At 39.2% G+C, this 16,115-nt stretch carries 12 protein-coding genes; 4 read left to right on the top strand and 8 right to left on the bottom strand.

Annotated elements, in window-relative coordinates:
- Positions 1-38 precede the first annotated feature (38 nt).
- The 4 genes from ODQ17_RS14650 to bfr all read left to right on the top strand — a co-directional run bounded on the left by ODQ17_RS14650 (position 39) and on the right by bfr (position 3,796).
- Positions 39-2,144, top strand: coding sequence for a RelA/SpoT family protein (locus tag ODQ17_RS14650; RefSeq protein ID WP_005301002.1), 2,106 nt, complete (start codon positions 39-41; stop codon positions 2,142-2,144).
- 144 nt (positions 2,145-2,288) lie between these two features.
- A complete protein-coding gene (locus ODQ17_RS14645) occupies positions 2,289-2,672 on the top strand; it encodes a RidA family protein (protein WP_004789789.1) in 384 nt (127 codons plus the stop codon).
- A gap of 219 nt (positions 2,673-2,891) precedes the next feature.
- Positions 2,892-3,086: a bacterioferritin-associated ferredoxin gene (locus ODQ17_RS14640; RefSeq protein WP_004789790.1), complete on the top strand. Its 195-nt coding sequence runs from the start codon at positions 2,892-2,894 to the stop codon at positions 3,084-3,086.
- Positions 3,087-3,331: 245 nt separating this feature from the next.
- On the top strand, positions 3,332-3,796 hold the full coding sequence (gene bfr, locus ODQ17_RS14635) for a heteropolymeric bacterioferritin subunit Bfr (RefSeq protein ID WP_107880565.1): 465 nt from the start codon (positions 3,332-3,334) through the stop codon (positions 3,794-3,796).
- A 40-nt stretch (positions 3,797-3,836) separates the two neighbouring features.
- On the opposite strand, the gene ODQ17_RS14630 is transcribed toward bfr, so the two are convergent.
- The 8 genes from ODQ17_RS14630 to gltB form a co-directional block, all read right to left on the bottom strand.
- A complete protein-coding gene (locus ODQ17_RS14630) occupies positions 3,837-5,465 on the bottom strand; it encodes a PglL family O-oligosaccharyltransferase (RefSeq protein WP_322904615.1) in 1,629 nt (542 codons plus the stop codon).
- Between the two features lie 202 nt (positions 5,466-5,667).
- Positions 5,668-6,096, bottom strand: a complete 429-nt coding sequence (locus ODQ17_RS14625) for a pilin (protein ID WP_322904613.1) — start codon at positions 6,094-6,096, stop codon at positions 5,668-5,670.
- A gap of 347 nt (positions 6,097-6,443) precedes the next feature.
- Complete coding sequence (locus ODQ17_RS14620) at positions 6,444-7,004, bottom strand: TPM domain-containing protein (protein ID WP_322904611.1); 561 nt, start codon at positions 7,002-7,004, stop codon at positions 6,444-6,446.
- On the bottom strand, positions 6,998-8,080 hold the full coding sequence (locus tag ODQ17_RS14615; protein WP_322904609.1) for a TPM domain-containing protein: 1,083 nt from the start codon (positions 8,078-8,080) through the stop codon (positions 6,998-7,000). The genes ODQ17_RS14620 and ODQ17_RS14615 overlap by 7 nt, the downstream gene beginning before the upstream one ends.
- 24 nt (positions 8,081-8,104) lie before the next feature.
- The gene (locus ODQ17_RS14610; protein WP_322904607.1) at positions 8,105-8,695 is read right to left on the bottom strand and encodes a LemA family protein; all 591 of its coding nucleotides are present in this window, start codon (positions 8,693-8,695) and stop codon (positions 8,105-8,107) included.
- 130 nt (positions 8,696-8,825) lie between these two features.
- Entirely contained in the window at positions 8,826-9,713 is an 888-nt protein-coding gene (locus ODQ17_RS14605; protein WP_322904605.1) for a metal-dependent hydrolase, read from the bottom strand.
- Between the two features lie 173 nt (positions 9,714-9,886).
- Complete coding sequence (locus tag ODQ17_RS14600) at positions 9,887-11,308, bottom strand: FAD-dependent oxidoreductase (RefSeq protein ID WP_004789801.1); 1,422 nt, start codon at positions 11,306-11,308, stop codon at positions 9,887-9,889.
- 69 nt (positions 11,309-11,377) lie between these two features.
- Positions 11,378-15,853, bottom strand: a complete 4,476-nt coding sequence (gltB, locus tag ODQ17_RS14595; protein WP_322904602.1) for a glutamate synthase large subunit — start codon at positions 15,851-15,853, stop codon at positions 11,378-11,380.
- Positions 15,854-16,115: the final 262 nt, after the last annotated feature.

Genomic DNA, 16,115 nt, shown 5'->3' with positions numbered 1-16,115 from the left:
TAGATTTAGTTTTTCAGTATTAGGAAAAAGGGTGATTTATGCCAGGCGAAGAGGTCAGCCAAGCCAAGCAACAGCTTAAATTGATTATCGACCCTTACTTATCGGTAAGTGAGGTCGAGAAAGTGCTTGCTGCCTGTGATTTTGCCGATCTAGCGCATACTGGCATCACACGTAAAAGTGGTGAACCCTACATTCTGCATCCAATTGCTGTGAGCTGTATTCTTGCGAACATGCGTTTAGATGCTGAAACCTTAATGGCAGCTCTTTTGCATGATGTTATTGAAGATACTCAATATACAAAAGAAGATATTACTGAAAAATTTGGCCTGACAGTTGCCGAGCTAGTTGACGGCGTAACCAAACTTAGCCAGTCAAGCGATAAAGAATATAATAAGGCCGCCTCATTCCGAAAAATCTTGCAAGCGACCCTACAGGACCCACGTGTCATTATTATTAAATTAGCTGACCGCTATCATAATATGACAACTCTAGGTGCTTTGCGTCCAGATAAACGCGCTCGTATTGCTCAAGAAACTCTTGATATCTTTGTGCCAATGGCAAGATTAGTCGGCATGAATGAAATGGGCGATAATCTAGAAAATCTTTGTTATCAAAATCTTGATCTTGATATGTTTGATAACGTGCAAAATGCACTACGTCTAACCAAACCAGAGCGATGTAAATATCAAAGCATCTGGGAACAAAACCTCGCTGAACTTCTTCATAATTATCATATTCAAGGCCGCATTAAAAAGAAAAACAACAATATCGAATTATTACGCCATTTCGTTAAAAATGAGATGGATTTACAAGAGCTTACCCACAGCCATGCTTTTGAAATCGTTTTACAATCAATTGCCGACTGTGACCGCCTAGTTGATGCTTTAAGAGAAAACTTTCAGGTCATTCAATATCAAGACCATATCCGTCGTCCGCTACCGGGTGGCAACCAATCTTTACTGATTAAACTTAAAGGCGAAAAAACTACACTATCTCTTACCATTCAAACCGAGCTTATGCGTAAAGCTGCTCGTTTTGGGGTAGTGCTTGGTGAAAATGCACCACAAACTTGTCGTTCGGCTATTCAGGCTTCAATGCAAAATCTGAATACGCTCATCGATGGAGAATGTGCAAAAACGACCTTCAATGATTTATTAGATTACTTACACCAAGAAAAAATTTGGGTTTACACTCCACATGGTCAGCTCCACGAATTACCACAAGGTGCTACCGTAGTTGATTTTGCTTATTCAGCCAGTTTATTTTTAGGTAACCATGCCGTTGGTGCAAAAGTAGATGGCGAGATTAAACCACTATCGACACCATTAATCAGCGGTCAGGTTATTGAAGTTATTACGGATGTTTTAGCAACACCAAATCCAGACTGGTTAAGTTTTATTAATACGCAAAAAGCTCGCCGTGCCTTACAGCATGTCCTTAAAGATCAAGATATTGAAGAACAACGTCTTGTCGGTGCACAAGCACTTTCTCGAGCACTGAAACTATTTAACCGTTCGATTAACGATCTCTCTGAAGCCGACTGGTTAGATTTACTTCAATGGCGTCACATCGATAATAAAAATACATTGTTTGAACAAATTGCTGTTGGCGACCTACTACCTCAACTTGTGGCTAATCACTTATTTGCTCATGACAAGCATCCACAAGTGGAAAATTCAGATCGACTCATTCAAAGTACTGAAGGTATCGACGTTAAATATGCGCATTGCTGTAATCCAGTTTTGGGCGACCCAATTCAAGGACATTTAACACGTCGTGGGTTGATTGTGCATCGTATCCGCTGCCATAACTTGCTACATGAACAACATCTACATCCTGAAAATATTATGCCGCTTCAATGGAAAGCAGATGACGTAGATGATGTTCGTTTTACAGCCTACCTCGCTATAGAAATGGCAATGAATGATGAGCAGGTATCAGACCTGATCTATCAATGTCGTAAAAATAATGCAGGAGTAGAAATGGTTCACTCAAATGAGCAAAGAACTTTTGTTAATATTGTGGTGAACAACCGCAAACATATTGCAAAAGTCATCCGTGATTTACGTATGCATTATGGTTTTCCACGCATTGAGCGTTTGGATGCGCCTAATCCACAGATGGAAATTTCAAAAGTAAGCTAAGTCTTTACAAGGGCTATTGGTCAGATTTATGTTTCTTTAACAAAATCAAACTTTCCAAATCCACTTAATCAATTAAATCGATGATACTTTTGTCCAAAGCGATCATCGATTATGATGAAATGAGATTTAATCAAGGAGAACCAAATGTCCCGCCAAGTAATTCATACTGAAAATGCCCCTGCTGCTATCGGCACATACTCTCAAGCCATTTTAGTAGATAATACATTATATCTTTCAGGGCAAATTGGTTTAGACCCATACAGTATGGAACTTGTAGAAGGTATTGAAGCTCAAATTCGCCGTGTATTTGATAATTTAAAAGCAGTTTGTGAAGCTGCCGGCGGTTCTCTAGCAGACATTGCCAAGCTCAATATTTTTCTAACTGATTTATCAAACTTCCAACTTGTAAACCAAATTATGGGTGAATATTTTGCTCAACCATATCCTGCACGTGCAGCTCTTGGTGTAGCAAGTTTACCAAAAGGTGCTTTAGTTGAAATGGATGGTATTGTAGTTATTAATCAATAAGATATAGAAATATATTAAATATTTTCCGTTAAATTTTTAACTCTAAATCATGAACCACCTTTGTATAAAATCTGAACATAACTCAGATTTCCGCTCAGGTGGTATTTTTTTATCCAAATTCCCAATAATAATAAATGAGATTTTAAATGAATTTCATTGACAAACGATAATAATTATCAATAATATCAATTATCGCATTTATATTTGGGGATCACTCCCATGTACGTTTGCTTGTGTCGTGGCATTACCGATCAAGATATTAAAGACGCTGTTGAAAATGGCGCTGAAAGCTATCGCGAAATTCGTGATTTGCTTGATCTTGGTACTTGCTGTGGACGCTGTGCACCAGAAGCACGTGCTATTATTAATGAAGAATTAGCAGAAATCGCTGCTCGTATTTCTGTAGCTGCGTAAAAGATTTATAAAAATTTAATAGTATTTATTAGCTCCTCCACCGCTTTTTGCGGAACGTTAATAGTTCCTCATTCAAGCGGTTTTTTTTGGTTGGAAACTCTCCTTTCCTAATATTGTGTTGTTTTTGATTGCGATTTTCATTTGCTGTTCTATAAATTACTCGCCATATCAGTGTTTGTTCACTAGAATGGTTTTATAGATTGCCTTAATTAAATTAAGGCAGAAATTGTTTTGGAGTAGCTACAATGAAAGGCAATCGTGATGTCATTAATCAGCTCAACCAAGTGCTGTATCATCATCTAACTGCAATTAATCAATACTTTTTGCATTCACGCATGTTTAATGATTGGGGAATTGAGCAGCTTGGCTCTGCTGAATATAAAGAATCCATTCGCCAAATGAAGCATGCAGACAAAATTATTGAACGTATTTTATTCTTGGAAGGTTTACCTAATCTTCAGCACTTAGGCAAACTTTATATTGGTCAACATACAGAAGAAGTTCTGCAATGTGACATTCGTAAAGTGAAAGAAAATATAGAAGCGATTCAAAAAGCAGTTGCACTCGCTGAAACAGAACAAGACTATGTGACGCGTGATCTTGTTCAAGAAATTTTAGAAAAAGAAGAAGAATATTGGGACTGGTTAGATACTCAAATTGACCTTATTGGCAATGTAGGTATTGAAAATTACATCCAAAGTCAGATGTAATTTCTCATAAAAAAATCCCCTTGAATACAAGGGGATTTTTTTACTTTTCTTTTAATAACTCTGGTAGCGTTATTTTCTGCTTATAGAGATGCTTTAAAATTAATAATTGCTGCTCTGCTTTCTCTGGTTTTCCATTATAAGCCAGCAATTTTGCATTTTTACGTAAATTATATGGAGTTGCTTTATTCTTTACCGAGTTTCCCCACTGAACTAGCTCAGCTTCAGATAATTTAGTTTTTGGATTAAGTTCAATCCATTTTAAACGCTCTTCAAACTGCGTTAAAACAAAAATTTTACTGCTTCCCATGAACTCTGCATTTGGTTTTTTATTCTTATACAGTAAATTACTATTTAGAACATACACATTGTAATCACGTAAAATCGCAATAATAAGTAGTAAACTGCCTACCCATATTAAGCGAAAAAGTTGCTTATTCAGTACAACTCCCTTAAGTACTGGAGTCTGCGCCTGAACAATACCGAGCAAGAAACCACAAGTAAGTAAGAAATAAGCATAGCGCTGTGGGAACTCGAACATGGCATGAATAAACACCGCACACACCATCATAATCGCTATAATTGAGATGGTTTCTTTAGCCTGTTGATTTAACCAAAGGAACCAACACGCAAAGTAAGCAATAATTACAGCTGCTAATGGAATACCATTCCAAACAATTAAATCAAGCAGTACATTATGGGCACTATTAAACCATACATGTACAGTTCCATATTGAATACTATCTACTACAGCAACACTGGTTTGACTCCATCCATATCCTGCCCATGGCTGCTGTGCTATGGCATGTAATATTTGTATCCACATGCCTACACGCTCATGCCCCGAACCTGCACGAGCAACAAATGTACTTGTTTCAGTAATCTGTGTATTTGTAGAGAACTCAATGAATTGAGTAATATAAGGTAAGATGAATCCAGCAATTAAGAAAAATGTTAAGCACCACAAGAAGCCTTGAGCAAATCCAAATCTTTTTTGCTTTCTAAACTGCTTAATCACCCAATAGATAAGTAAAAATGGAAAAACTATCCATGAAGTTCTTGATTGACTCAATGCAACTGTAAATAAAATAATAAGTGTTGAAGGTAGTAACAACCAGATTGTTACTTTATTCTTTTCATATAAATACAAACATCCTAATAATCCGATAATTAAAAAGGTTGCCATATTATTAGGTTGGCCAAAATTACCGTAAGGACGATTACCCAGTAACTTAAGCACATACGGAATATGAGACTCAATATTCAACCATTGGCAAATTGCAATGAAACTAGTAATAAGCGATACAATAATTACAAGTAGGCTAAAACCCGAAAAGATTTGATCACGCTTTTGTTGATCTAAAGACAGGTTATAACCAGCCAAGACCATAAACCAAAAACCTAACAAGTAAAATGAACTCAATAAGGCTGTGCTCAGATCAAAAACTAAACCAAAACCCCACTGCACTACCGGAATTAAAGTAAATGGCAGCAACAATAGTTGCGCTCTAGGAATTTTAATATTTTGCTGAATTAGAGCGGCTAATACGCATAATCCAGCCCCAAAAGTACTCACTTCACTCGAAAACATAACCCAAGGGCTATAGTGAAATGGAGACAACCATGCAAAACCTAACAGGATTGCAGCGAGGAATAGGAAGAATACTTGCATAGTAAAGGTTAGAAGCTAAAACTTGAAAGAATTATACATGGAAGAAAGCGCAATTAGTTTTTTTACAAATGATTCAATAGCAACCATATATCATTGTTTTAATAGTTTTTTATTTTAATTAATAACGACTTTAACAGTTTTATATTTTATTATTTTTAACAAAAAAGCAAGAGCACATTAAATGCTCTTGCTTCTCAGCTACTTATAGCACGCCTTTAGGAGTATATTTCTCATCTAAATTTGTACCAGTAGCCTGTTTTTTCAACGTTCCATTACTAAGTACATCTAACACTAAGATTTTGTCTGCAATTTTCCCAGATGTACCTGTGGTAGCATAAGTAATTTTAATCTGACAACCTGTAATTGTTGCGCTAGCATTTGCAGTATCACCTTGTACTTCCACAGTACTATATTTACCTGTTACCGATAGACCAGCAGTAGGTTCACATTGATTATTTTGTAAATTATCAGCAATATCCGATTTCAGACCATCTCCCAAACTGATACCTTCTGCGACCTGAGAACGTGCAATGTAATCTTGATATGCAGGAATCGAAAATGCTGCCAAAATACCAATAATGGCAACCACGATCATGAGTTCAATTAATGTAAAACCTTTTTGTGCATTCATAGCCTTTTCCCCAAAGATTGTATGTATGTTTTTATATAAGCTTTTTCAGCTCTCAACTATATAGCAGCAACCATGCCAACTTTTATTTTACTTATAAAACAAAAACTTATATTGATTTTAAAATTTACTTAATCTAAAATCACTGTAAATAACTGACAAAAATCGTCACATAACTTTTGATTAAAACAGATCACACATCAAAAAAAGTAAACAAAATCTATCAAACTTTATATTTGTTTTTGTGAGCAAATTCTCTTTAAAAATAAATAAATAGGTGACATTTTTTGTCAGCCACCTTAAGAAATAAAATTTTAAAATTATGAGATATAGAACTTTTAGAAAATAACTTAATTAATAATAATTGGGGCATTTCCCAATTCATTGGATTGATCTGGCATGTTTTCATCATAAAAATATGACAATACATCTCCAATTTGCTGCACCCCCATCACGACAGCTTGTTGATATTGTTTTTGTTTAAGTTGTTGAACGATAGACTCACAAATCTGCTGCCAGACCTGATCATTGGTCGCATTTCTAATACCTCGGTCAAATATAACTTCTACAGTACGTTCACATAAATTTAGGTATAACAATACGCCGCTATTTAATGCAGTATCCCAAACACCTAATTCTGCAAATAACTGCTGTGCTCTTAAACGTGTGTTTTGTCTATAGGCTTGTGAACATGGAATATGGCCTTCAATTACCACCTGTATCTCGCCAACATGTCCATGTTCTGCTCGCTGTACAGCATCGGCAATAATTTGCTTATCTTGTTTTGAAAAATAACGACTACTGGCTGGGAAATAACATAAATGCTTAAACCAACGTTTTAGACTTGGCTCTACAGATTCCTCAATTTTTGGCTGAGTAATAATTTGTGTTGTTTCTGATGTTGTTACCATGAGCCTGAAGCACCTCCACCGCCAAAACGACCTCCACCACCGCCATAGCCTCCGCCACCACCGCCGAAGCCTCCTCCACGTCCACCGCCGCCAGAACCACTCAGAATGGCCTGTAAAATAAGTTGGGCAATAGAAGTAATGAGTAAAAAGAAGATTCCAAAACCAAGTAATAAGCTAGTCACTAGACCTGCGCCATTTACAAAACCTGCTACCGCAGCAGCAACACCAGCAGTAGATGCACTAAGAGGTCGTCCTACAATAAATGAACCCACAATTCCAGCAACAAGAATAAATAAAGCCATTGTCAGCGTCGTTTGTTTGGCTTGTTGCTCTTCCGCAGCTTGATGTTGACGTTCTTTTAAATCTTGAGCAGCTTGCTGAGCGACTTCTGGGTCAAGATTTAAAATCCTTCCAATTTCATCAAGACCTGCATTTAAACCTTGTGCATATTGGGCTTGTTTAAAATAAGGTGTAATTTGGTTTCGAATAATCCGACTTGCGACAATATCAGGCAATACACCTTCTAAACCATATCCCGTTAAAATTTGTATGCGGCGATCATTTACCGCAACTGCAATGAGTAATCCGTTGTCACGTTTAGATGATCCTAATTGCCACTGCTCACCCACTCGTAATGCATAATCAAAAATATCTTCTTGACCCGTAGTCGGAACAATAACGACACCAATTTGCGCTTTACCTTGTTGGTATAAATTTAGAATTTTTTGGTCGAGCTGCTGTTTCTCAGCCGCACTTAAAATATTAGCTTGATCAATAACAGGCTGATTTAAAGTTGGCAAACCACGAATTGATTCACCGTCTGCCATATCGTTAGAGACTTTAGGCGAGGCAGCAACACTTGAAGCAGCTTGTTCACCTGTCTTAGACGCAGTGGCTTGATTTTGCTGTTTTTGAATGATTTTGCCCGCTACTATTGTGTCGGTCTCGTCAGTAGCAGTTGCAATATTACTTTCACTCCATGCTGTATTCTGAAAAAGAACACCACAACAGAGCATAATTAAGGTCGTAATAAAGACCTTAATTTGCTTAGACTGAAGCAATATAATATTTCTCATACAGCACTCCTTTGATTTATACAATTAATCAAAAGAAACTTTTGGAGCCTGTTGTGCAGAAGCTTCTGCAGAGAAATTGGCTTTAGGATGCATACCAATTACTTTTGCGGTCACAGCTTGCGGGAACTGGCGTACATATCCGTTGTAATCTTGCACTGTTGTAATATAACGATTACGTGCAACTGCGATACGGTTTTCTGTACCCTCAAGCTGAACTTGTAATTCCTGGAATTGAGTATTGGCTTTCAAATCTGGGTAGTTTTCAGACACAGCAATAAGTCGAGATAATGCCCCTGTTAATTGACTTTGAGCCTGTTGATATTTTTCAAGTAAAGCGGGGTCTTCTAAAACTTCTTTATCAACTTTTAAACCTGCAACATTCGAGCGTGCCTGTGTTACTTCGGTTAATACTTGCTCTTCATGTTTAGCGTAACCTTTTACCACATTGACAAGGTTTGGCACCAAATCTGATCGACGTTGGTATTGGTTTTGTACTTCAGACCATGCTGCTGTTACAGCCTCATCTTTTACTTGTAGAGTGTTATAGCCACATCCCGAAAATAGTAAGGTGCTGGCAAGTGTTGTTGCGACCGCTAATTGTTTCAATGTTTTCATCGTCACATTATCCTCAAGTTTTTCTTTATATTTTTGACCTCTTTACCCGATTGTATGATGAATTTGGCATTATTGTGTTGCTTTTATTTTATTGATTTTTAAAAACCGAATTTTTAAATCCGGTTTTCTATTAACTTAATCTTTGATCTTTTTCTTGTTGAAAACTTGCCATTTGATATTCTTCTGCTAAAGAACTTTTCCAGTAATCGACCATCTTGTCGTAATCTTTTTGACTAGGATGAAAATCTTTTTTGTAATATGCGAAGTATTCAGGCATTAATTGAACAAGCATCTTTATCAGCAAATACGCCCCAAACAAATTACCTCCGATTTTAGGTAAGCTATTCCATTTATCTTGCCAAAATAAACGAGTTGTCCCATAAAAAGCGAGACTAGCAAACCCAGTAGTGACGCTACGCATGAGTAAGCGACGAATACGGTCATCTCCATATACATGTTGATAGACATCGAAAGCGACTGAGCGATGTTCAATTTCTTCAATCGCATGCCATACCCAAAGTTTTAACGCATCTTGATCTAACGTTTTTAACAATTCTGGATGTTGTAAAACATATGCTCCAAGAAGAGCTGTAAAATGTTCAAAAGCACAAGTAAGGGCTAATTGCAGCTTAGGTGGAATCGTTCTTAAGTATTTATCCCGCTCATTCAACCAATTTTGAAAACTGTCCAGATTATAATCATCACGGCGCCAAGCTTCATTAAACTCACCATGCGCTTTTGAATGCATAGCCTCCTGTCCAATAAAAGCTGCAATTTGCGCTTGCAATTGAGGGTCTGAAACTTTATCACGCACATTACGTACGCTATTTACAAAAAATTGCTCACCTACTGGAAACGTTAATGAGAGTGCAGTTAAAAAATGAGACATAAGAGGCGAGTTTGCAAAATAGTGCCGCTTGATCGCCTTTGGATTAAATTCAAGACGACGCACTGTAATACCCAACGCTTTTCGACGATTTAAATATGATTTTTCTGCCGTCATACCTGCGATGTTCATACTCAACACCTATTGTATTGAAGAAGGAAGTTTTGAGTATGTCGTGAGCTTAAAAAGCTAAAAAGGGCAAAAAAGCTTATTATATTTGCCAAAAACATCAAAGTGACTAATGGTAGACAATAAAAAAGCCTACTTGAAGTAGGCTTTTTTGAGTGTTTTAACAAATTAATTTATTAAACACCAAGGTAATCCAAAATACCTTCAGCAGCTTGACGGCCTTCCCAAATCGCAGTCACGACTAGGTCTGAGCCACGCACCATATCACCACCAGCAAAGATTTTCGGGTTTGATGTCTGGAATTTGAATTCTTGCTTTTCAGCTGCGACAACACGACCTGAACCATCAAGATTAATATTCGCGTTACCAAACCAATCCGCTGGGCTTGGGCGGAAACCAAATGCAAGTAAAACAGCATCAGCTGGTAATACTTCTTCAGAACCTGGAACTGGTTCAGGACTGCGACGGCCACGACTATCTGGTTCACCCATTTGTGTCGTTACCACTTTTACGCCTGTCACTTTGCCATTTTCACCAACGATTTCGATCGGTTGACGATTGAATAGGAATTTTACACCCTCTTCATAGGCATTTTTTACTTCACGTGCAGAACCCGGCATGTTGCTTTCATCACGACGGTATGCACACGTTACATCATGAGCGCCTTGACGTAATGAAGTACGGTTACAGTCCATCGCTGTATCACCACCACCAAGTACAATCACCTTTTTACCATCTAAACTGATGTACTCACTTGGATCTTTTTCCCAACCTTGGCAGCGGTTCACATTAGAGATTAGGAAATCAAGAGCATCATAAACGCCATTAAGATCTTCACCCGGGAAACCACCCTTCATGTAGGTATAAGTTCCCATACCCATGAACACCGCATCATATTCTGCAAGTAATTCATCAATGGTTACATCTGTGCCAATTTCAGTATTTAAACGGAATTCGATGCCCATACCTGTGAAAATTTCACGGCGGCGTTTCATCACATCTTTTTCCATTTTAAATTCTGGAATACCAAATGTAAGTAAGCCACCAATTTCAGGACGCTTATCGAATACAACTGGTTTAACACCACCGCGAGCTAGAATATCTGCACAGCCTAAACCAGCAGGACCAGCACCAATAATGGCAACTTTTTTGTCAGTCCATTTTACGCCTGACATATCTGGACGCCAGCCCAAAGCAAAGGCTGTATCGTTGATATATTTTTCAGCATTACCAATCGTTACTGCACCAAAACCATCGTTTAAGGTACAAGCACCTTCACATAAACGGTCTTGTGGGCATACGCGACCACATACCTCAGGTAGTGTATTCGTTTGATGACAAAGCTCAGCAGCTTGGAAAATTTGGCCTTCAGCAATGAGTTTTAACCAGTTTGGAATGTAGTTATGTACAGGACATTTCCATTCGCAATATGGGTTACCACAACCTAAACAACGGTGAGTCTGATTCGTAACTGTTTCCGATGTAAAAGGTTTATAAATTTCCACAAATTCTGCTTTGCGGACAGTAATATCTTTTTTCTCTGGATCTTGGCGTGCTACATCCAGAAATTGAAAGTCATTATTTAGGCGTTCTGCCATGTCTCTCTCCGTGGGTAGGCGCGGTTTTCACTGTTGTCCGCACCTGCCTATGTCGTTGCAGTCGTGGAATTATTGTGGATCAGCTTGTGTTGTTTTCAAAAGCGTTTGTAAATTAGCAGCCTTTGGTTTCACAAGCCAGAATTTACGGCTGTAGAAATCGAACTCATTGCGGATTTTATAAGCCCAAGCACTACCTGTTTCTTTAATATGCTCATCGATAATACGCAACAAGAACTCTTTATGATCTTCCATAGATTCTGTTGAAATACGATTTAAATCAATCAACTCGTGGTTGTAGTAATCTACGAAATCATTATCAAGGTCAAGTACATAAGCAAAACCGCCGGTCATGCCTGCGCCAAAGTTATGGCCTACTTTACCAAGTACAGTCACAACACCACCTGTCATATATTCACAGCAGTGATCGCCAGCACCTTCAATTACAGCAAATGCGCCAGAGTTACGAACTGCAAAACGCTCACCCGCTGTACCCGCTGCAAAAAGCTTACCGCCAGTTGCACCGTACAAACAGGTATTACCAATAATTGCTGTGTTTTGAGTTTGGAAAGGTGAACCTTTGGGTGGGAAAATTGAGATACGGCCACCTGCCATACCTTTACCCACATAGTCGTTTGCATCACCTTCAAGACGGATGTGTAAACCACCCGCGTTCCATACACCAAGTGACTGACCAGCTGTACCAGTTAAGTTCATCACTACTGGGTGTACTTCCATACCTAAGTTGCCATAGCGACGAGCAATTTCACCCGACACACGAGCACCGATCGAACGGTCACAGTTCACAACATTGAAGTTGAACTGACCACCAGCACTTGATTCAATTGCAGGAAGCATTTCTGCAACCATTTTCTCAGCTAACACACCTTTATCAAATGGTGCATTCCCTTGTACTTCACAGTACTGCGCTTTACCGTCAGCAGATGGATGAGACGTTAACAATGCACTTAAATCTAGGTGAGCATGTTTTTCAGTTTCACCCGGTAATACTTCGAGTAAATCAACACGACCGATTAAGTCTTTCAATGAAGACACACCTAATGCTGCCAACCATTCACGTGTTTCTTCCGCAATGAAATGGAAGAAATTGATGAGCATTTCTGGTTCGCCAATGTAGTGCTCTTGACGTAAGTGATCTTGTTGAGTTGCAACACCAGTCGCACAGTTGTTTAAGTGGCAAATACGGAGGTATTTACAGCCTAATGCAATCATTGGTGTTGAACCGAAACCAAAGCTCTCAGCACCTAAAATTGCTGCCTTGATCACATCAAGACCAGTTTTTAAACCACCATCAGTTTGTACACGTACTTTGCCACGTAAGTCATTTACACGAAGAGCTTGATGCGCCTCACTTAAACCCAACTCCCATGGAGAACCCGCATGGTGAATTGATGAAAGTGGAGATGCAGCTGTACCACCGTCATAACCAGAAATGGTAATGAAGTCTGCATATGCCTTCGCAACACCAGCTGCAATTGTTCCTACACCCGGCTCAGATACCAGTTTTACTGAAACCATTGCTTGCGGGTTAACTTGTTTCAAGTCAAAAATTAACTGAGACAAATCTTCAATTGAGTAAATATCGTGGTGCGGTGGAGGTGAAATCAGTGTTACACCCGGCACTGAGTAACGTAAACGTGCAATTAAACCATTTACTTTACCGCCCGGTAACTGACCGCCTTCACCTGGTTTTGCGCCTTGAGCAACTTTAATTTGCAATACTTCAGCAGAAGTTAGATATGCAGGCGTTACACCAAAACGACCTGATGCAATCTGTTTGATTTTCGAATTACGAATTGTGCCGTAGCGAACAGGATCTTCACCACCTTCACCAGAGTTTGAACGACCACCAATTGTGTTCATCGCAATTGCAATCGCTTCATGCGCTTCTGGAGAAAGAGCACCTAAAGACATCCCAGCCGAGTCAAAACGAGGCAAGATTTCTTCAACTGATTCAACTTGCTCAACTGGAATCGAGTTCGTTGTTTTTAACTTAAATAAGTCACGAATAGTCGCTACTGGACGGTTATTCACCAGCTCAGCATATTCTTTAAAGTGTTCGTATTTACCTGAGCGAACCGCTTTGTGTAATGAGTTAATCACATCTGGGTTAAACGCGTGATACTCTTTATCAAACACAAATTTAAGGAGACCACCTTGGTCAATTGGTTTACGATTTGACCATGCTGTAGCAGCTAATTTTTTCTGGTCTTTTTCAAGATCAGCAAATGTTGCACCCTGAATACGACTTGGAACACCCAAGAAGCACTGATCTACCACTTCAGACGATAAACCCACTGCTTCAAAAAGCTGACCGCCACGATACGAAGCAACAGTAGAGATACCCATTTTTGAAAGAACTTTTAATAAGCCTTTCTCAATACCTTTACGGAAGTTTGCTTGAGCATGGATTGGATCACCTAAAAGCTCACCTTTCGCAATCAAATCATTAATTACGTCATATGCAAGGTATGGGTAAACAGCGGTTGCACCGAAACCTAGTAATACCGCAAATTGATGCGGATCACGTGCAAAACCAGTTTCAACCATGATGTTTGCATCAGTACGTAAACCAGTTTTAATGAGGTAATGATGTACTGCACCTGTTGCAAGCGCTGCGTTTGCAGGCAAGAAACCTTGGCGAATATTTTTATCAGTTAAAATAATTAAAGTTTTACCATCACGAACCGCTTGCGCTGCCTCTTCACAGATACGTGTAATCGCAGCTTGTAAACCTTCTTCTTCAGCATAGTTCAAATTGATGTCAACAGACTCATAGCCTGCGCGATCAATACTACGGATTTGCTGCATTTTTGAGTTAGACAGAACAGGGCTCGAAATAATGATTCGATCTGCGTGCTCTGGACCTTGCTCAAATACATTCTGTTCACGACCTAAACAGGTTTCGAGCGACATTACAATCGATTCACGTAGCGGATCAATTGGCGGGTTTGTCACTTGCGCAAATTGTTGACGGAAATAATCAGTCACATGGCGTACTTGACGAGATAATACAGCCATTGGCGTATCATCACCCATAGAACCTACAGCTTCCTGACCACTTTCAGCAATAGGACGTAACAACTGGTCGCGCTCTTCAAATGTCACCATAAACATTTTTTGAGCTGCTTTTAAAGCATCACCAGTTAAACCTTGATCAATTAATTGTTCTTCAAGTTCAGGGTTAGCATTGAGGCGAATTGCATGATCACGTAACCATTCACGGTACGGACGCATGTTTTTCAAATGAGTACTAACATCTTTAGTATCAAGTACTTTACCTGTTAAAGTATCAACTACTAAAATTTGACCAGGGCCTACCCGACCTTTAGAAATAACATCTTCAGGTTCATAACCCCACACACCAATTTCAGATGCCAAGGTAATGTAATCATTTTTGGTAATGACCCAACGTGCAGGACGTAAACCATTACGATCAAGCATACAAATAGCATGACGACCATCTTGAATTACTAAACCTGCTGGGCCATCCCAAGCTTCCATATGCTTAGAGTTAAACTCATAGAATGCACGTAAGTCTGCATCTAAAGTTTCAACGTTCTGCCACGCTGGTGGCACGAGCATACGCAATGCACGGAATAAATCCATACCGCCACCGACCAAGATTTCAAGCATGTTATCTAAGCTTGAAGAGTCTGAACCAGTACGGTTCACAATTGGGTTAAGCTCAGTTAGGCCTGGTAACAATGGATTTTCAAATTTAGGCGTACGTGCCAATGCCCAGTTACGGTTTGCTGTAATAGTGTTGATTTCACCATTATGCGCAAGGTAACGGAATGGCTGCGCCAAAGGCCAACGCGGTAAAGTGTTGGTCGAGAAACGTTGGTGGAACACCACGATATGTGATTTTAAACGTTCGTCTGCCAAATCTGTATAGAACTCAGCAATTGCAGCCGGCATCATCAAGCCTTTATAGCTGATCACTGTCGAACAAAGCGTAGTCACATAGAATGACGGATCATTTTGTAATTGTTGTTCTGCACGACGACGTGCCAAAAATAGTTTACGGTTAAACTCAACTTCAGTTACACCCATTGGACAGTTCACAATGACCTGTTCAAAAGCAGGTAAAGATTGAAGTGCAATTTCACCTAGTGCATCGTTATTTGTAGGGACAACACGCCAAGCCAATACGCGTAAGCCATCAGCCTCAATTTCTTTAGTTAAAATATTTTTAGAGTGCTGTGCTAATGCCGGATCGACATTTAAAAATACCGTTCCTACAGCAAAAACTTCGCTAAGTGTAATATCGCTTAGTTTTTTTGCTTCATCACGGAAAAATTGCTTTGGCATCGCCAATAATAAGCCGCAACCATCTCCCGTCTTGCCATCTGCGGCAATACCACCACGGTGCGTCATGCAACTTAAACTGTGAATCGCGGTTTCTACAAGATGATGACTTGATTCACCCTTCATATGGGCAATCAGTCCAAAACCACAGTTATCCTTAAACTCATCAGGTTGATATAAACCTTGAGCGGGAGCTACAGTATTAGGCGATGGCATGTGCATAGCGTACCCTTCTTTCAATAAGGCTCTTTCGAGCGTCAAACAAACAACTTATTTCTGCGATATTGCCTACGGACGATAGTTAGCTCAATGTTTCGCAAAAAAAAATTTTGGGCTGATAAGCCAATATACGCTGTTCCATTTTTACGTACACTGGTTTTTGCTAGAAAAATGTTTTGACTTATTTCGCACTCTTTTAAAGCAGCTCGACCCCACGACTCTGCATAGACTTCACTCTTTAGAGCGCCAAAATAGTTAG

The sequence above is a fragment of the Acinetobacter sp. IRS14 genome (assembly GCF_034650275.1).
Lineage (GTDB): Bacteria > Pseudomonadota > Gammaproteobacteria > Pseudomonadales > Moraxellaceae > Acinetobacter > Acinetobacter oleivorans.
Note: the sequence above shows the minus strand (reverse complement) of the source record. Positions and strands in the feature narration are given on the sequence as shown.